Source organism: Paenibacillus tyrphae, from assembly GCF_000722545.1.
GTDB lineage: Bacteria > Bacillota > Bacilli > Paenibacillales > NBRC-103111 > Paenibacillus_G > Paenibacillus_G tyrfis.
Genome location: NZ_JNVM01000075.1, coordinates 1 through 16,526 on the forward strand (window position 1 = coordinate 1; position 16,526 = coordinate 16,526).

Consider the following 16,526-nt stretch of genomic DNA (forward strand, 5'->3'; position numbering starts at 1 on the left):
TCAGCGTCGTTTGCTCCTCCGTAGGGTAGATGCGAAAGCGAAAAGCTTTATGATGCAACATGCGGGATTTACCTCCTTTGGTGATTTTATGATAATTATAGCACATATGTTCGTATTCATGCACAAGAGATGCTGATTCATCTCCCCCTTATCGAAGAGGGAGTCTTCTCAGCCTTAACGATAAAAAAATCCGGATCACCTCTAGTTCTCTTTAATATTCGCTTTGCTTTCACGAGTATCCTCTATCTGTGAGACACCAAAACAAAGAGAAACCCACATCGGATAGACATGGGTTTCCAAAAGTAATCTTGATGCTCCGCCGGTTTGCCGATCTATCGATCTGGGGAGCACCTGAATATCCGAATCAGAATCAGTCCGATAAAATATGTTCCTGCGGCTTGCTTGCTTTTCTTGACTCCCCTCTTATCCATGAAAATAATACGAACGAGGCCGCGACTGCAATAACGACACCAATCGTCCCAAACCACGGAATGGATGATAAGGATACCCGATCCACGGCGAAACCGCCAATTCCCGCTCCTGCTGCCATCGATAATTGCATCGTAGATTGGTTAAGTCCGAGCATGACTCCCGAATAATTCGGCTCGATTCGGATCAAATTATATTGCTGCGTAGGACCGGATGACCACGCTGCAAATGACCATAATACAAGCACGGCGATAACGAGCCACCATGAATTCGTTAGAGCGACTGTAACAGACAGCAAAAGGAGAGCCGCGATGTGAAGGAACATTCCCCCGATTAACGTGGAAGAAACTCCCCATTTATCCGTACTGTAGCCTCCAAATTTGGAGCCGATTAAGCTGGCCACGCCGAACGCCAATAAAGCTCCGCTCAGCACTTCTTCATTCAAGCCGGCAACCTTGAGAAGATAAGGAGAAATGTAAGTATAAGCTATCGAGTAGCCGCCCAGCCAGAGGAAAGTAATCGAGAGTCCAAGAGCCACTTTTCTGCTTTTTAGAAGAGCAAGCTGCTTGGATAAAGGTACGGGGGCATCCCCTTTCACTCGCGGGATCGTTTTGTATAGAACAAAGATCGCCAGAACCCCAATTATGGCGATGAAACCGAACACCGATTTCCAGCCGTATGCCGCAGCGATCATGCGTCCGAGAGGAACACCGATAATTAGTGACGTCGTGAAGCCCATCACCACAGTGGCAATGGAACTGGCCTGTTTACCTTCAGGCGCAATTTTCGCCGCTATATCCAGGGCGGTGACAACAACCATTCCGGCACCTAAAGCCATAAGAACGCGCGCCAATACGAAAAGTCCGAATCCCGGCAAAACAAAAGACAAAATATTCGCTGCCACGAAAATTCCGAGCGCCCCAACGAGCAGCTTTTGCCGCTCTATTTTTGCCGTCAATGCCATCAATATGGGGGTACAAACAGCATATACAAATGAGAAAATGGTCACGAGCTGCCCGGCCGAAGTAATCGAGATCCCCATCGTATCCGAGATCTTATCCAGAATACCTGAAATGACATACTCGGATGTCCCTACCAAAAAACTGACAATGGCCAAAAAATAAACTTTCCAAGTACTCGACATCAAATTACCACTCCTTTTTCACATCTATATATTATAAATTATCAATGTGTTCTGAGTAAAAATATCGATATATTAAAATATATCGATATGTAGACCAGACATAAACCGAATCCTCGGGAGAGCATTCAGTTTTGTTGTCGTTAGATTTCGTTGTTAAAAAATGCACCGATTTCGCGTATCGTATCCTCGTTTCTTTTGAAGTACGTATACTTACCGATCCGTTCGGTCGTGATCAGACCTGCCCGCTGGAGTATCGATAAATATTGGGAAGCTGTGGACTGTGTCATCTTCAGCTTTTCCGTGACTTGACTCACACATACCCCGATATTCCTCATATCAATCCCTTCGTGGGGCGTAAAATGTTTTTCGGGATCTTTCAACCAATGCAAAATTTGCAACCTGGACTCATTGGACAGTGCTTTAAAAATTTCAATCGGCTCCATACACATTATAATATCGCAATTTATCGATATGTCAAGTTCTTTAAATAATAAAAAAGAGTCGAATAAATTCGACTCTCCAGAGTGTTGCGAAAGTGGTTTTGACTGAAATAGAAGAAACATACGGAGGTGGGGTATCTACTGGAGGAGCGATAGCGATCGCCTTTGTCTGCGGGAAATACCCGCTGCTATGCGGCTTCAATTAAAAATTTCCTGCAGACAAGAGCGACCGGAAGTAGATACCCCGCCCCTCGTACACCTCTATTACCGCAATTCACCACGTTCTCAACAAGCCCAAGAGTCGAATAAATTCGACTCTCGAATGAAACTAGTGCCCGTTAGGAGAAAAATGGTTTTTATCGTCATTTACAGGCGTGTAATGGACCAGGCCATACGTTTTGGCTACGGAAATCAACGTTGCGTTTGTACTATTTTTGGTGCCGGAATCGATCGTTACTTTTTTGCCGTTCGCATCTGTGATCACAACGCTGGACTTCGACCAAGACGTACCAAGATCTATCGCATTTCTTGCGGTATGGTTGGAGTTCAGCGCCGGTGCGACGTTTAAGTTAGAAATCCCGTAGCCGTTGACCATTTCTTTTGCTCCGGCGATCGATTTGGTGTAGTTTGCATCATCATTATCGTGTACCCATTTGATATTGACGCCGGCCTTGGCAGGCACATCCTTCGGACTTGCCTTCTTATTTACAATCTTCCACGACCAATGCATCAAATAAGCCCGTTCTTCCGGTCTATAAGTAGATTCAATGCTTGTTGAAATGCCTGCCTCTTGAAGTGCGGCTATGAAGCTTTTGACATTGCTTTTGAACGGATCGTTCAGATCATCGACACTTTTGGAACCAGGAAATCTCGCAACCCAAGCAGAGCCGCTATTTTCAGCCGCTGCAATGGAAGCAACAGAATCGGGAGAAGCTGCAAAAATGTTTGTAGGGGCCATCAAAGTGAGTGTAACCATAGCGGAAATCATAAGCTTTTTCATAAAGTCACTCCTTAATGATAGTTTAGTATAATGTGCACAATATACTAAACCCAAAATAGCATAATATTACCAATATATCAACATTATTCTACTAATTTACAATTATTTAACTATAACTCTACTATATATGTATATGTAACAGTTTTAAGATGTCTCATTTTTCGACATAGAAAAATCCCCTCCAAGCTCACTCTTTCAAGAGTGTCGACTTCGAGGGGACTTTTCCGGAATTGCAATATATAATACTCTCTATGATGTTCTTAGGCAATCATCTTTTGATTCTCAGGTATCCCTGTTCCTTCCAGTACTTGACGGCAAAGGATTCTGCCGAATAAGGAATGTGTCCGGCGAGCAAATTTTGATTGAGCGAAAAAAGCTTCTTCTCCGCAATACGAAATAGCCGGCAGGCGATTTTTAGCTTTTCCTCATCCCACACGGGCAGCGCCTTATGCTCATACCCGTTGCTGGCCTGATAAAGGATTTCGACGGTTTCGGACCCGTTTACACACTTTTCCACTGAAAAATGATAAATTTCCATGTCCTCTCCTTGTTCTCTGGCGACGATCACGCAAGGAGGCTTTTCCTCTCCGTCCCGCACCACGCCAGGCTGCCGGAATCCGGCATATACGCTGCCGCACCAGAATCCTCCCTTGTCCTCGTCATAGAAATCGTTATACGGTTCTACCAGAGGCAGGGAGAGAATCTCGCTAATTTGCTCAGGCTTAACATAGCTGCGGTAATATTCGAACCGGGATACGGCAGTCAGCAGTGCAGGCCAGCCGCGTTGCAGCAAAAGACGAAACGGCTCGGGAGAAGTATCGTCGATCGAGTACCATTCCGTATCCTCCCCTTCGATATAACGCCCTCTGTAATGCAACGTCATGTTCGGGATTCCGTTTCGTTCCTCCTCCTTTGTTTCCACAATTACGGCGCATCGATCTTCCTGCAGGTAAACCGCCCGATATTCCGCTTCGCTGGATGAACGGATTACGCGATAAAACTCGTCATCCCGCCAAAACTCATATTTTCCCCCGGATCCCTTTGCTTCAAACGGCATCAAAACAGAGTCCGCCAACCGGATCAGGTTCCCGGTGCTCATTTCGGAATTGTCGAACGGAAAAGGAATGTCTGGTTCTTCTGCCGCTTTGATCTTGTCCAGGATGAGCACAGAACGGCCGGCTTTAAAATATTCCAGCATCTTCTCCCGGTCCAGCGTCAGCTCCTCGTCCAATTCCATAACGCAATCTTGCGCAAATACCCCTTTGAGCAAGTCTTCGTCCAAGTCATTCCAGTCCCCCAACTCGTCCCAGTTGCTGATTCGCTGGGAGAACTGCTGCTCGCCTCTCACCGAAACGTGGTACTCCTCCGTATCCATAAATACCGAAGCGAAAGCATTTCCGGCCACAGTCAAATCGCCGTGATTATACTCTCCCCAAAACAGCTCCGCGACTTCTAGATTACCGGCTACATAAATCTCCTGACCGCCGACCACCATATTTTGCGCGTGCAGATCGCCTTTGACGATAAGACATGTCGCACCGTCGGTTTCCTCGTTATAAACATAGGTATCGACTGCAAGATTGCCGTCCACGAGGACGAGAAAGACATGCTCCTCGTCGAGTGGCCTGTCCAGATTCAGGTTCTCAAGCCGGCTATTCCCTTGAAAAAAAACGACAGGGTTCTCTTCGAACTTTCCATGGTTCCGCTCATTATGGGTATAGACCCAGCTGTCCGCGGGAAGCAAATGCTTGATTCGCGAAAACGGTAAAATTGTATAATCCATCGTTCCCTCACCTAGACGCTTGATTTTAATATGCTTGCTTAAAACCCGGCTTGCCCTAACGGTTAATCCGTAATATTGTTCGTATAGTACTCGATGATATCTTTGCGCCGGATAATCCCGATGAAGATCCGGTTGTCGTCTACGACGGGAACGAAGTTCTGATCGGCAGCCAGATGAAGCATATCCTCCAGGTGCGCATTGATCGAAACGCACTCATTATGAATACGGCGTTTAATTTCATGAACTTTAATTATATCCAAGTTTTGAAAGCTCAATCCGGGGGTATTCTTCATTTTCCAGAATAGATCCCCTTCCGAGAGGGTGCCAATGTATTTCCCCTCCCCATCAATCACGGGAATGGCCGTGTATTGACTTTGTTCTAGCTTGTCCAAGGCCTCCTGCATCGTAGCGGACGAGATAATATAGGCCACTTTGTTCTTAGGGAACAGAAAATCGGAAATTTGCATCGGTAGAGCTCCTTTCTTCCGAGTTTGGTCCTAGAGGTCACATTCCTTATGTTATTAAGTTTAGCATACCTGGAAGAAAGAAAAAACTTGCTATGAAATCCTGCGGCTAAAGCGTGACCGGCTACGGCGTCGCAGCTCCCTGCTCCTTGACCACAGCTTTTGTGCTGTACCGTTTTATTTTTACGGCGATGAGCAGGAAAGCCAGCAGGGCAAACCCGATCCCGCTCCACATCAACTGATGGATTCCCAACTGTCCGATAAACCAGCCGCCGACCGACGCTCCGATCGTTATGCCGAGATTCGTGAAGGAGACAAACAGGCTGTTGCCGAACTCAGGAGCCGCCTGCGCCTCAGTCATAAGCCAGCTTTGACTGACAATCAGACCGCCGGAATGCACGATCCCCCACAGCAGGATCATCGCGATCATGGGAATGAAATAACCTCCCGCATAATAAATGAGCAGGTAAGCGGCAATATAAACTACAGGAAAGAGGACTGTCGTTCGAAGAACGCTCTTTTGCAAAAAGCTTCCGAATAAGAAATTGCCCAAAATCATAATCACTCCAAAGACCATCAGCATCATACTGATCCAGGAGCCGTTCATATGGGTGACTTGCCCGAGATATTCGGCGAAGTAGCTGTACACCGAGAACATCGCGGCGAATATACTCGTCACTGCAGCGATGTTAAGCCACAATGCCGGCTTGCGTAAAATACCGAGCTGCGCGCCGTAGGACAGCTTTGCTTGAACTGGCATCGAGGGAAGCCAGGCCCAAATACCGACAAAGGCCACAACGCTGACGACAGCCCCGAACAGGAAAGCGGCTTCCAGCGAGACCTTCTCCGCCAGATAGGAAGTCAACGGAACGCCGAAGGCAAACCCGACCGTAATACCGGCAAAAACCTTGGTGACCGCCTGGCCGCTTTTCTCCGGAGAAACGAGCGATGCTGCCGTGACAAGTGCAACGGAAAAGAAAGCGGGATGAAAAATAGCCGGAATAATGCGGAAAGCGAGCATGACGTCAAATCTCGTCGTAAAAGCATACACGATATTGGAAATCGCAAACAACAGAACTGCGGTCAATAGTATGAATTTGCGGTTCATGCCGGAGGCGAGCAGCGTCAGGAACGGGCCTGAGATTGCAACGACCAAAGCAAATATGCTGACCAGCCATCCGGCCTGCGAGGTGGAGATGTTGAATTTCTGCGTAACCTGGGGCAGCACCCCGACAATTCCCATTTCCGTCGTGATAATTCCGAATACGCCTAATGCAAGAACGAGGATAAGCAAAGGGTTGATCTTGTTCATTTCTCACAAAACTCCATTTCATGTGTAATCTTCAAATACATATATATAGATATAAGTATGCAAAAAAATAAAAAAAGAGAATGCCTCCTTTCTTTCTAAAGTTCGGACCGAATATACTCGGCAAATTGCTGAATGGTCTTTTCGTTCCGACGATAAAACGTCCACTTTCCATACCGCTCCGCTTCCAACAAGCCGGCTTTTTGCATCGTTAACAAATAGTTGGACACGACCGATTGGGCAAGCTCCGCTTTCGTTTGAATATCCGATACACACACGCCGATGCGGAAATCGATCCCGTGTTCGATATAGGGGGTCTTATCGAAGTATTGCTCCGGGTCTTTTAACCACACCATAATTTGACGACGGGTTTCGTTAGACAATGCTTTATATATCAATAAAGGATCCATACGCATCATTATATCTATTTTTGTAGATTTGTAAAGCTGACATATCAGGGAACATAATCGAATTCATTCAGGCAGTTCTTGTAGTTAACATTAAAAGATTAAATAAACGATCATAATTACCGATATATGTATAAACCATACCAATTGTGGGTTCAACTATTCCAATACTAACTTAAGGCGGTGCGTCATGTATCACAACAAGCGAAGCGATGCTTTTAGATATAGTTTAAATACCCCGTTAGTCTGCTATTTCGAAGTCACGAATATTAACGGCAAAACGACGTCGAGCACACCGGTCAAAGCAACCTTGATGGATATCAGCAACTCGGGGTGCAAAATCGTGACTCCCTTGAATCTAAACGCAGCCAGCAACAAGCTGCAGATCGTTCTGCATGTGCAGCTGCAAGAGGAGCTGCTGAAGCTCAACGGTTCGATTCGCTGGCAGCTGCAATCTACGAACGCGCTCTATCATTACGGCGTAAAATTCATGATGAACGAGTCCGAACGAAGACATCTGCTCGCCGGACTGCGAACCTTAACGGCCCTAAGAAAAATTACGGTAACTTAAGGAGTTACGGGCTTCTGGTAAGTAAGTATTTTACGGCTTTCTCATACCTTTGCAAGCGCTCAAAATCTTCTTCCGAAAGGTTCTTTATTCTTCGGACATCCCGGTTGTCTTCCAGATCCAAGAGCTTCACATATCTGGCTAAAGAGTTTGGCTTGATTCGCTGAAGAAATTCCTCATAGGTCTCGTTATCTCTGCGTGTGAGACAATCGAGAGCCTCCAAGAGACGCTCTGCAAAGCCTTCTTGCCTGAGGGATTCAATCGTCACGTCCGTATCCTCGATAACGTCGTGCAGAACGGCAACAATTCTTGAGTCGTTATCCGGCGCTTTCAGCATCAAACGTAACGGATGAAGAATGTAGGGCTGATTGCCTTTATCCAACTGATCTTGATGAGCGGCTGTGGCGATAAGGATCGCTTTGGTTAAATCGGACATGTCTCACTCTCCGTTTATAAAGTTATAGCTCTGATACGATAAACTTGCCGTTCTGCGAGATCACTTTGTACAATTCGTCGAATCCTTCATCGGCGTGGGGCGGGGTCAATTTCTTAAGTACGCTTTTTATGCCGATTTCCGGAATCTTTTCGATCCCTGCCCTGAGCTCATTGCGCTTCATGGATTCAGCAAAATCCGGCTCGAAATAATAGCCGGTCACCTTGAACCTCCCCCGCTTCGCGGCCTCAATATACTTTTTTCGATCCTCGGCGGTAGGATTCGTGTTATCGACGACGAAAGGCTGCTTCGCTTCGATGGAGGCGGCCAGATAGATGTCTTCTCTATGTCTTGTTTTTAGCATATCCAAGTTAATTCGGATGTGCGTATTAAAAAACTTTTCTTTGTAGAAGGTCGATTTGCCGGAAGCCTGAATGCCAATGAACAGGACGCACTCCAAGCCTACTCCCCCTTGTCCAAATAAACATACTGATTCAAGTATTCCCTATGCTGCGAGAAGATCGGCGTCTCTTTATCCACATCCCATTTGCTTCTTAAAGCTTCGCCTTTATAGTACTGCTGCTTGGTGATGCATACTCCGCGCTTCTGCCATACAGGCAGATCGTTCCAATTGATCCCTCTCTCCAAGAAGAGCTTATCTTGAAGCTGCTTTCCGTCGAGTCCTTGCAATTGGTTATGCGGAAAATGGGCCTGGGCCACCATCGATATGCTGTTTTTCGTGGCGTCCTGCTGTCTCCACACAAAATAATTGGCGACTTCATCGTGCGGAAGCACCCATGCCCTGCTATCGAAAGTCGCCAAAGGCGTGACCGGATCCATCTTTCGCATCTCTTCGTTGAACTTTGCCGTCGCCATGGAGGCGGATATGGAAACGATCTTTTGGATATTGTTCTCGAACCATGACTGGGTTGTTAATTTATCATAATTGGTGAGCAGCAAGGAAATCTCGTCACTTTGATGATAAACAATTTTACATCCCATGATATTTTGCGCAAGGTACTTGCACGTTTCCCACAAAGCATGGGTCAATGTCTCGTCAAAGGGCTTCTTCATGCCACGGGTAAAAGTATGAAAATGACACCCGTCGATTCTGACAATAATCGGGAGACGGCGCGGCAAGCTGTGCCGGAACGCATGCTCATACTCCTTCATCCGGTTTCCAAACTCATCTTTTTTCATGGATTTCCGCCCTCCATTGTTATTATGTTCCGACGCTTTTCACTCCGACATAGACGGCCAGTAAAATGATAACTATGCCAATAAGCATTTTTACCCGCCTTTTCTTTTTTCGCTTTTGGCGTTCTTTCTTAAGCGCCTTCTCGACAGCTTCGCTAAGCAGCTCAAACTTCTCTTCGACCGTATGCTGTATAATTGTTCCGCAATGGGAACAGTGCCTTTGAAATGCCGTAGGCTTCGCGCAGTGTGGACATTCTACCATTTTTTATGACCCCCTTTGACCAGCTTTATTCCTAAACTTCAAGCTAACTTTCATAGTACGCGTCCCAATCATAATCTTCGACAAATACAAACTTGCCTGACTCCAAGTCTCTTTCGTAGGCACTCGGAGGCTCGGCATCCAGATAGGGAATGATCGAATCGTCCATATTTAATACGACTCCCAAGGAAACGACTTGAAAATTTGTGCTGTCTCCATTATAGTCGTCATCCTCGTACCCGCTGAAAAACACCCATCCCGTATCCTGTTCGTTGTTCGGCTCATCTTTCATCATAAAATTAAATTGTTCTCGTTCCAGAACGTCATTACTCACGATGACCTTGTAGTCAAAATAATAATCCATTTCCTTCGCACGCGGGTCGTCTAATTGCGTACTGCAAATATGTACCGAGTTGAAGCGAATCACATCTCCATATTGCGGAGATTCTAAGTATACCGGATGATTGACCAATTCCCCACGGAAATCGGAAGCATGCCGCTCGACAATTTTCACCCACATTCTTTCGGCTCCACAGCCATTATCCAGCGTTTCCTCCGCCATAAAAATGAGCTTGACCAAGTCGCCCGCGTGCAGCCGATCTAAGACTTCATCGCTCGGAATATAGAAAGTATAGGGCGCTTCTTTATGACGGTCGGCGGCATTATCCAGTGTCCAGGCCATGAAGTCTCCACTCTCCCGTAAAATTAACTTTGTTCGCCAATATGAAAAATACATTCGCCATGATCCTCATCATGAAAAATGTATTTTCACCGTTACAGGGACTTAAATAAATAATAAGTCAGCCGGTCGTCAATCAGGCTCATATTTTCTTGCCCGATATAATCCGAAAGTTCATTATAGTGAACGGAGATATTCTCCAGCTGCCTGACCACTGTCATTTCAAAGGTGTCATAATTATAAGTGGCCTTCGTAATCAAGAAAGAGGTGTCCGGTTTAATAAAAACCTCGATTCCCGTATGATCGCTTTTATTCACGACGGTAAGATAACAGCACTTCACTTGCAGCTTCGGATCGTTGGCATTTTTTTGAATCGTGGTTCCTTCCGCCAGCGGGTAGGAAAAAGGGACGTTCATTACAATTTTTTTAAGCAATTTCTCATCCATTACTGTTCTCCTTTGGGTGTAAACAAATGATTGATATACTCCTCGAAAGTCGCTTCCTCTACGGGATGAAGGGTTAAATCGTCGTCGTGCCATACCTCGACAATAGACCAATCCTCCGTTGTCCAAAAACCTACCGCATCGCCAGTACATTTGCGTCCAAATAGTAAGACGTCTTTGAGCTCGTCATGGTCTTCTTCACGATACAGTTCATCGTAAAACTCGTCAGCCTGCACTAAACAGCCGAAAAATTGAAAAAATTCATCATCCAATGTTCCCTGTCCGATTTCTTTCAAAAAATCAACAAAATCTTGCGGAATCCCGTCGATGATTTCTTTTTCCAGCTCCGCTTCCGATATTTTTTCAAATTGATGCTTCGGAGGCTCTCTTTCGATGATCTCACGAATGCCGTTATATCTCATTTGGATGAACGCCCTCTCCTCGGTCCGGTTCTTGTATGTATGGCTTCCCTTCCTATCATAACCAATTCAAAATTTCATTTCCACAATAGGTTTGGATTCATCGTTAGAATCTAGCAGGTTTGACTCCATAGTTGTTCTATGTTATGGTCAATTGGTAAGGCATTCCACTCTCTAGCGGGCGGGGTGCCTTACTGCATGAAAGCGGTTTTTTACATTTAATGTATAACGGGTCAAAATCATAAGCCAAGAAAGGTGAAAAGCATGATTCAAGTGAAAGAGTTTCTTGATTCCGACGTCAGGCTTGCCGAGAAAAGCTGCAATGAATTTCTGGCCACATTGGCGGAAGATCAAATTGTAAGTATAAGCTACGGGTCCATTATCAAAAGCAAACCCGACAAAGGGGAATATCAAAGAAGCACGATCCTCGTCGTTTACCGGACACAGGATAAGTAAGCCGCCGATTGGCGGGTTTGTTAAGAAAACCCGCTTCGCGCAGAAAGCTCTCTACATACGCCGGTGGGGTATATCCCTCCAGCCGCTGCCCTCCCCCAGAAAGTGAAGTAACACTTGGAAGCTTATTCCTATTACTTTCCGGGGACCCCCAATCTACCCGTGAATTTGATTAGAATTTGCGGTATTTTCACGGGAGGCGGACGTAAACTCTTACGGGATATACCCACCTCTATTTGTCTGAGTTTTCTACTCCTAGGGTTTCTCAACACTCGGCCGCCATGCTTGGCGATTCAGGCTGTTTAGAAAGTGATTTTGACAAGTATAGAGAGTGGGGTATCTACTGGAGGAGCGATAGCGTTCGCCTTTGTCTGCGGGAAATACCCGCCGCTAAGCGGCTTCAAATAAAAATTTCCTGCAGACAAGAGCGACCGGAAGTAGATATCCCACCCCCTCGTAACCTCTATTACCTCATTTGACCACTTTCTCAACACTCGGCCGCCATGATTGGCGGTCTTTTTAATTTAGAATAATAATGCCGCTTGCTGTAAATGATATCCATTGTAAAGGAGATGAAGCCATGCCGCAAGACAAACTGGAAAAAGAAACGGACGGAAATCCCAAAACGGTCTATGAGGACCTTGAGTCCCATGAACGTGAAGGATTTCGAACGGATGATACCCAGGAAATCGGAGATCGTGAAAAATTGGATGGATACTCGATTGAATAAATATAGGAGGTAACGATGGATAAAGAAACTCAGGCAGGCATTGAAAATCTGGAGACGACGGCGGAAGCGGCAGATTTATTGACTGTCCCCGAAGGCGCCAAAGATTATGTAGATATCATTGGGGACGAAAATCTCGATCCCTATGGCAAGCCGTCTTCAAATGCGGATCAGCTATAAAGCAAATGAAAAACAAGCCTAGAGTGCAACCGAAATTGCGCTCCGGCTTGTTTTTTAGTTATGCAAGAGCATAGAGACTAACACAGCCATAATCCGTATAGACGGCGAGGTAATCCTGTGTAAAGGCAAGGGTACAGTTTTTCACAACATGCTCGACCTCAAGCGCCATCGTCGGTTTCATGGTATGAAGGTCGAACAGTTGAATCTTGCCATAATTGTACACGGCGAGCAGCCTTCTACGTTCGTGGATTGCAAAGCTTTTTATATCCGGCGTCATCCAATCCCTGCATCCGGTCATCGTGTCCAGGTCGTAGCACTTGAGCGACCATGAACCATACTGCTCCTGCGTGAACAGCAACCGGCCGTCCGGTGAAAAAGCCATGCTCGACGTCATCGCATTTTTGTCTTTTGCGATTGTGCGCTCCTGCATGGTCGTCATATCGACGATTCCGATTTCGGCGGTTCGCGTACAATACGCCATCAGGCGGCCGTCGTGCGACAATGCGGCGCAAAGCTGCGGACTATGTCCCCCGTACTTCTCGCATTCCACCTGTCTCGTATAGCGGACAGTATTCGTCCCCAGATCATAGACGACAAGACTGGACTTATCGTACCAGAGCGCCGCCGAGCCGGAGACCGACAGTGTGCTCGCCGGCATTTTGGAAGTGTATCGCTCCATCTCGCCATTGCCCAGAGAAAGCCCCGCAATTTGATGGTCAATATTCAACAGCAGTACGTTCTGTTCGGCACAGTGCCGCATATCCAAGATTAACTGCTCTCCCGGAAGCTCGTAGGTTGATTGTTTCTCCCCTTGATCGTCCATGAGATAAACCTCTACTTTTTCAAACTGGCCCACCACATAGCCGCAAAAGAACGCATTCGTATCCTCTATCGTGGCCAGCGGCATAAACCCGGTGTAGCCGCCTCCGATGTAACGGTGCAGGACCGGCTGTCCGGCTCCAGCTTGCGGGTTGTGCAGCACAAACCCTTTTTTCAACCTGCTCCACGTTTCCTTCTGCACATACTTTGCCGCTTGCCCCGGTTCATCAAATCCTTTTTCTTTCGCTTTGCCACCGTTGCTTGAAGTGAAAACTTGATTCCCGGTTTGTCGAATCGACCATGTTTTGTTGCTGATTCTGTCCGTTAACGTTCTTTCCATCGCGCCCTCGCCTTGTCTATATCACTTAGCCTTCTTCTATCGCTGCCTAGCGTTGGCTTTCCTTAGAGGATGCGGCCTGCACAAGTCCTGACAGCAAAGCCGCCTTCTCCCCTTTGGCTTTGGCAGCAACAGTCTTAAGCTTTTCCATGCCGCCCCAAATCGCGTAAACGATACGCTCCGCTTCATAAGACTGAAGGCCACTAACCGTGTCAAGCAGCAAGCTTGCATGGGCTTCCTCTTCCATCGCCGGTTTGATCTTCAGCTTGATCGAGTCGGTGCTGTGCAGCAAGCACGTCACTAGCGTAGGGATGGTCTCCGCATTCACGCCATACTGTTCGACGAAGGCGGCCGTGAAGTCATTTTGCACGGACTGGTGCTCGTCATCCACTTGCTTCATATAGTCCTCTATCAGCGCAAAATAGCTCCGGTTCGCCAATCCGAGGCCGAAGACGGCATAGCTTCCCGGCATGCAGTTCTTCTCGCCTTCCGTATCCGCATACCATTCGAACTCTTCCATCGCTTCGCGGGCATATTCCTCCAACAGCGGGTGCAGATTCGGGTATTCCATAGCGTTAGCGAAGAAACGATGTGTCCCCGACTTCGCTAAACCCTTGATGGGCAAAAACTGCTTAACGCTGGATTTCAGTTTAATCTGATAGCTTTTGGGGAACCCTTGCTGCAGTAAGCGGCAAATAAACCGGAGCGCACGCGCGTAGCTCTCCTCGGCTTCCTGCTTAATGGCAATCGTTACGGTAGCGAATACGTCATTGGCCGTGCATTCCACAAGCTCATTGCGGAAATACACATCTTCCTTGGCAAACGTTCCGCTGCCTTCCTTCATATAGCGGGATGCCCGGGCGCTTCCCAGCTCGACGGCCCGTTCCAGGAAGGTAAGCCCCGTGCTTTTGCTGTAAGAAGGCTCATATTTAATGATAGACACCGCCGTATATAAAAGCAGCTCAATCGGTCCTTGCTCGGTATCTTCAAGCTGAATATCGCTTTTTCTCGTATATTCGGCTTGATTCCACAGCTCTTTCCGAATCTCGAAATAGCGGGGAAGAAACGTTTCCTCCGCCCAATTCCGCAGAGCGTTCACGATCTTCGAACGATGCTCGGCAAGCCGCTCTTTCTTCCCTTTATTCAGCTCCAAAATATTCTCGAACATGGAAATGATCCGCCCTGCATCCGGGTCGGGAAATAATTTCTCGTCGAGCAGATGTCTGGAGAGAAAGAAAGTCTCCAGCGGCTTGGTAGGGTGCTTCCCGTCCTTAAGCTTCGTTTGGATATAAGACGCGATGAAATTCAGCAGCCGCTCTTTTTTCGCCTCATTGATATGCTGGAGAATAGGAAGCGTCACTTCGCCTTCCTGCACGCGAAACTTTCCCCAGAACGTAAATTTATAATCGATTAAAGCCGGGGACGGAAGGCTATCCAATTGCTGCTGCATGAATACAGCCAAGCGAGGGACGATCTGCTCCCGGACTTGTTCCTCCGACAATAGCTCGGCAGACTCGCCCAGCCGGGTCTTGACTTTCGGGGACACGAAATCGAGCTCCGTGTCCGACACGTTGACTCTGCCCTTGGCGTATTCCAGCAAGCCGTAGTCATGAATCCCGACCTGCAGCGGGGTACGCTTCACAATTTGTTCCGCATCCTTATCGCCAATGAATTCGAACCATTTCTCAATGGCCTGCTTCATTTCGTTGATGAGATCTTCCAGCATGCTATCCATACGATAGTCCAGCCTCCTGCATTATCGGTTTTCGCCATGATGCTGTCTGCCGGCATAGTAAGGCTCGCCCGGATCCAAATCCAGCACGTAACGGCGCGGCGCTGCCAGTGCATACTGATGCTCGCAGCGCCAGCGCTGCTGCTCCGTCCAGCCAACCGTCTCGCCGTCCTGAATGACGTCTCCCCGGTTATACAGGTAATAGCCGAGATCACCCAGGACGGAGGCGACTTCTCCCGGCTCCATATCGTAAAAATGACACTGCAGGTCCGGCAGTCCCAACGCAGCGAGTCCGGTCGTATCCATCAAAAACTCCCGGCGCTCCGCTCCCCTGCCCTGAACGTTATAAAATCTGACGTTCATCGCTCCATACAGCGTCTGTCCTTCCGCGAGAGCGCTCTGGTACTGCTCCGAATCTACGATTTTGTCGCTTGCGCTCCAATAGAGGGCGTCGCACGGAGCAACCTCCAGCAGAGCCCGCAGCGCATTCTGGAACAGCTCCAGCCGTTCTTTATAAGGAAGGCCTGCGGCGCAGAAATCGGTAAGCAGCACGGAATGGCGGCATGCTCCCACCGTCTCGCGGGCTTCGGGCCAATCCCACGCTTGCTGCAGGGCCGTTTCGTACTTTTCCGGCTTCGTCTCCTCGTTGGTCTGGAATACGCACGTTTGCGCCGGAAGTTCGCCTTCCTCATAGGCGACTTTATAGTTAAGATGAAAAAACATCAGCGTGTCGTTGCTTGGGTCCGGATCTTCCGCTTCCCAGACGGCAAGACCGGGAACATCGGCCTTGTCCTCTTCGTCCTCGGCATCCTCATCATCCGGAACGTCAACCTGTCCCGTGTAGGCTTCCATCTTCGCGTACAGCGCCTCGCGGGACAGCTCCGGCTTCGTCTTGTACAGCAGCTCCACCATATAAACCCGGGCAAAGCCGGAATCGTCCTGCTCCTCTTGTTCGTTTCCATCCTCTTCGAATCGGTCTTCCAGCTCCGTCATTTCGTTCGCTCCTCTTGTTCGTTATTCTCCGGTTTCCATTGCCATAGGGTCCGAAGCCCCCGGTACGCCCCTTTCATTATTCCATTCAAACGATTATGATGACAAGTTATGCCATCATTTTTTTTTTGAACCGATAGACTTTTGAACACTCCCACCACCTGCGCTAATGCCGCTGAGGTAGGGGATTCTTGCGAACAGAGAAGCATCCTTCTCTTCTTGAGCAAGCGATCCCTGCGGTTCCCACAGTTCAGCCCAACTTCGCCAACAAACGCAGCCCTTCTTGCAAGATGTTCATGCTGGCATTGTGGTCA

21 protein-coding genes are annotated in these 16,526 nt (G+C 47.7%); 4 read left to right on the forward strand and 17 right to left on the reverse strand.

Annotation, left to right across the window (positions count from 1 at the left end; genetic code table 11):
• From ET33_RS40540 to ET33_RS35680, 8 genes are all read right to left on the reverse strand, one after another.
• Window positions 1–106 (reverse strand): helix-turn-helix domain-containing protein (locus ET33_RS40540; RefSeq protein WP_327204082.1); only part of this gene is annotated, 106 nt, incomplete at its 3' end.
• A 264-nt stretch (window positions 107–370) separates the two neighbouring features.
• Entirely contained in the window at window positions 371–1,573 is a 1,203-nt protein-coding gene (locus ET33_RS35650; protein WP_051776120.1) for an MFS transporter, read from the reverse strand.
• Window positions 1,574–1,713: 140 nt separating this feature from the next.
• Entirely contained in the window at window positions 1,714–2,016 is a 303-nt protein-coding gene (locus ET33_RS35655; protein WP_036694029.1) for an ArsR/SmtB family transcription factor, read from the reverse strand.
• Window positions 2,017–2,341: 325 nt separating this feature from the next.
• The gene (locus ET33_RS35660) at window positions 2,342–3,013 is read right to left on the reverse strand and encodes a hypothetical protein (RefSeq protein WP_051776121.1); all 672 of its coding nucleotides are present in this window, start codon (window positions 3,011–3,013) and stop codon (window positions 2,342–2,344) included.
• A 268-nt stretch (window positions 3,014–3,281) separates the two neighbouring features.
• On the reverse strand, window positions 3,282–4,796 hold the full coding sequence (locus tag ET33_RS35665; RefSeq protein WP_036693988.1) for a hypothetical protein: 1,515 nt from the start codon (window positions 4,794–4,796) through the stop codon (window positions 3,282–3,284).
• 62 nt (window positions 4,797–4,858) lie between these two features.
• Window positions 4,859–5,263: a CBS domain-containing protein gene (locus tag ET33_RS35670; RefSeq protein WP_036693990.1), complete on the reverse strand. Its 405-nt coding sequence runs from the start codon at window positions 5,261–5,263 to the stop codon at window positions 4,859–4,861.
• A gap of 121 nt (window positions 5,264–5,384) precedes the next feature.
• Window positions 5,385–6,572 (reverse strand): MFS transporter, encoded by a 1,188-nt coding sequence (locus ET33_RS35675; RefSeq protein WP_036693992.1) that lies wholly within the window; start codon window positions 6,570–6,572, stop codon window positions 5,385–5,387.
• Window positions 6,573–6,667: 95 nt separating this feature from the next.
• Entirely contained in the window at window positions 6,668–6,979 is a 312-nt protein-coding gene (locus tag ET33_RS35680; protein ID WP_036693997.1) for an ArsR/SmtB family transcription factor, read from the reverse strand.
• Between the two features lie 187 nt (window positions 6,980–7,166).
• On the opposite strand from ET33_RS35680, the gene ET33_RS35685 reads away from it, so the two are divergent.
• Window positions 7,167–7,547, forward strand: a complete 381-nt coding sequence (locus tag ET33_RS35685; RefSeq protein ID WP_036694000.1) for a PilZ domain-containing protein — start codon at window positions 7,167–7,169, stop codon at window positions 7,545–7,547.
• A gap of 4 nt (window positions 7,548–7,551) precedes the next feature.
• Here the strand turns inward: ET33_RS35685 and ET33_RS35690 are convergent, their stop codons facing one another.
• From ET33_RS35690 to ET33_RS35720, 6 genes are all read right to left on the reverse strand, one after another.
• Complete coding sequence (locus ET33_RS35690; RefSeq protein ID WP_036694003.1) at window positions 7,552–7,980, reverse strand: GTP pyrophosphokinase; 429 nt, start codon at window positions 7,978–7,980, stop codon at window positions 7,552–7,554.
• A gap of 22 nt (window positions 7,981–8,002) precedes the next feature.
• Window positions 8,003–8,437, reverse strand: a complete 435-nt coding sequence (locus ET33_RS35695; RefSeq protein WP_036694005.1) for an AAA family ATPase — start codon at window positions 8,435–8,437, stop codon at window positions 8,003–8,005.
• A gap of 2 nt (window positions 8,438–8,439) precedes the next feature.
• Window positions 8,440–9,177, reverse strand: a complete 738-nt coding sequence (locus ET33_RS35700; protein WP_036694008.1) for a tRNA(His) guanylyltransferase Thg1 family protein — start codon at window positions 9,175–9,177, stop codon at window positions 8,440–8,442.
• A gap of 302 nt (window positions 9,178–9,479) precedes the next feature.
• A complete protein-coding gene (locus ET33_RS35710) occupies window positions 9,480–10,115 on the reverse strand; it encodes an immunity protein Imm33 domain-containing protein (RefSeq protein WP_036694015.1) in 636 nt (211 codons plus the stop codon).
• 92 nt (window positions 10,116–10,207) lie between these two features.
• Window positions 10,208–10,558, reverse strand: a complete 351-nt coding sequence (locus ET33_RS35715; protein WP_036694017.1) for a hypothetical protein — start codon at window positions 10,556–10,558, stop codon at window positions 10,208–10,210.
• On the reverse strand, window positions 10,558–10,977 hold the full coding sequence (locus ET33_RS35720; protein ID WP_051776123.1) for a hypothetical protein: 420 nt from the start codon (window positions 10,975–10,977) through the stop codon (window positions 10,558–10,560). The genes ET33_RS35715 and ET33_RS35720 overlap by 1 nt, the downstream gene beginning before the upstream one ends.
• 261 nt (window positions 10,978–11,238) lie before the next feature.
• On the opposite strand from ET33_RS35720, the gene ET33_RS35725 reads away from it, so the two are divergent.
• The 3 genes from ET33_RS35725 (at window position 11,239) to ET33_RS39440 (ending at window position 12,334) form a co-directional block, all read left to right on the forward strand.
• A complete protein-coding gene (locus tag ET33_RS35725; RefSeq protein ID WP_036694019.1) occupies window positions 11,239–11,430 on the forward strand; it encodes a sporulation protein Cse60 in 192 nt (63 codons plus the stop codon).
• Window positions 11,431–12,007: 577 nt separating this feature from the next.
• On the forward strand, window positions 12,008–12,157 hold the full coding sequence (locus ET33_RS39105) for a hypothetical protein (protein ID WP_161783601.1): 150 nt from the start codon (window positions 12,008–12,010) through the stop codon (window positions 12,155–12,157).
• A gap of 15 nt (window positions 12,158–12,172) precedes the next feature.
• Window positions 12,173–12,334: a hypothetical protein gene (locus tag ET33_RS39440; RefSeq protein ID WP_167336461.1), complete on the forward strand. Its 162-nt coding sequence runs from the start codon at window positions 12,173–12,175 to the stop codon at window positions 12,332–12,334.
• A gap of 58 nt (window positions 12,335–12,392) precedes the next feature.
• Here the strand turns inward: ET33_RS39440 and ET33_RS35730 are convergent, their stop codons facing one another.
• The 3 genes from ET33_RS35730 to ET33_RS35740 are packed head-to-tail and all read right to left on the reverse strand — an operon-like array spanning window position 12,393 to window position 16,215.
• Window positions 12,393–13,493, reverse strand: a complete 1,101-nt coding sequence (locus ET33_RS35730; protein WP_036694021.1) for a WD40 repeat domain-containing protein — start codon at window positions 13,491–13,493, stop codon at window positions 12,393–12,395.
• Between the two features lie 46 nt (window positions 13,494–13,539).
• On the reverse strand, window positions 13,540–15,225 hold the full coding sequence (locus ET33_RS35735) for a DUF6138 family protein (protein WP_036694023.1): 1,686 nt from the start codon (window positions 15,223–15,225) through the stop codon (window positions 13,540–13,542).
• Window positions 15,226–15,246: 21 nt separating this feature from the next.
• Window positions 15,247–16,215, reverse strand: coding sequence for a DUF4261 domain-containing protein (locus ET33_RS35740; protein ID WP_036694025.1), 969 nt, complete (start codon window positions 16,213–16,215; stop codon window positions 15,247–15,249).
• Between the last annotated feature and the right edge of the window lie 311 nt (window positions 16,216–16,526).

Excerpts from the sequence above, each read along its gene's own strand:
- ET33_RS35710 (WP_036694015.1), bottom strand. The coding sequence starts at position 10,115 with ATGGCCTGGACACTGGATAATGCCGCCGACCGTCATAAAGAAGCGCCC.
- ET33_RS35700 (WP_036694008.1), bottom strand. The coding sequence starts at position 9,177 with ATGAAAAAAGATGAGTTTGGAAACCGGATGAAGGAGTATGAGCATGCG.
- ET33_RS35685 (WP_036694000.1), top strand. The coding sequence starts at position 7,167 with ATGTATCACAACAAGCGAAGCGATGCTTTTAGATATAGTTTAAATACC.
- ET33_RS35725 (WP_036694019.1), top strand. The coding sequence starts at position 11,239 with ATGATTCAAGTGAAAGAGTTTCTTGATTCCGACGTCAGGCTTGCCGAG.
- ET33_RS35665 (WP_036693988.1), bottom strand. The coding sequence starts at position 4,796 with ATGGATTATACAATTTTACCGTTTTCGCGAATCAAGCATTTGCTTCCC.
- ET33_RS35660 (WP_051776121.1), bottom strand. The coding sequence starts at position 3,013 with ATGAAAAAGCTTATGATTTCCGCTATGGTTACACTCACTTTGATGGCC.
- ET33_RS35740 (WP_036694025.1), bottom strand. The coding sequence starts at position 16,215 with ATGACGGAGCTGGAAGACCGATTCGAAGAGGATGGAAACGAACAAGAG.
- ET33_RS35655 (WP_036694029.1), bottom strand. The coding sequence starts at position 2,016 with ATGGAGCCGATTGAAATTTTTAAAGCACTGTCCAATGAGTCCAGGTTG.
- ET33_RS35720 (WP_051776123.1), bottom strand. The coding sequence starts at position 10,977 with ATGAGATATAACGGCATTCGTGAGATCATCGAAAGAGAGCCTCCGAAG.
- ET33_RS35735 (WP_036694023.1), bottom strand. The coding sequence starts at position 15,225 with ATGGATAGCATGCTGGAAGATCTCATCAACGAAATGAAGCAGGCCATT.
- ET33_RS35670 (WP_036693990.1), bottom strand. The coding sequence starts at position 5,263 with ATGCAAATTTCCGATTTTCTGTTCCCTAAGAACAAAGTGGCCTATATT.
- ET33_RS35715 (WP_036694017.1), bottom strand. The coding sequence starts at position 10,558 with ATGGATGAGAAATTGCTTAAAAAAATTGTAATGAACGTCCCTTTTTCC.
- ET33_RS35680 (WP_036693997.1), bottom strand. The coding sequence starts at position 6,979 with ATGGATCCTTTATTGATATATAAAGCATTGTCTAACGAAACCCGTCGT.
- ET33_RS35650 (WP_051776120.1), bottom strand. The coding sequence starts at position 1,573 with ATGTCGAGTACTTGGAAAGTTTATTTTTTGGCCATTGTCAGTTTTTTG.
- ET33_RS35730 (WP_036694021.1), bottom strand. The coding sequence starts at position 13,493 with ATGGAAAGAACGTTAACGGACAGAATCAGCAACAAAACATGGTCGATT.
- ET33_RS39440 (WP_167336461.1), top strand. The coding sequence starts at position 12,173 with ATGGATAAAGAAACTCAGGCAGGCATTGAAAATCTGGAGACGACGGCG.
- ET33_RS39105 (WP_161783601.1), top strand. The coding sequence starts at position 12,008 with ATGCCGCAAGACAAACTGGAAAAAGAAACGGACGGAAATCCCAAAACG.
- ET33_RS35690 (WP_036694003.1), bottom strand. The coding sequence starts at position 7,980 with ATGTCCGATTTAACCAAAGCGATCCTTATCGCCACAGCCGCTCATCAA.
- ET33_RS35675 (WP_036693992.1), bottom strand. The coding sequence starts at position 6,572 with ATGAACAAGATCAACCCTTTGCTTATCCTCGTTCTTGCATTAGGCGTA.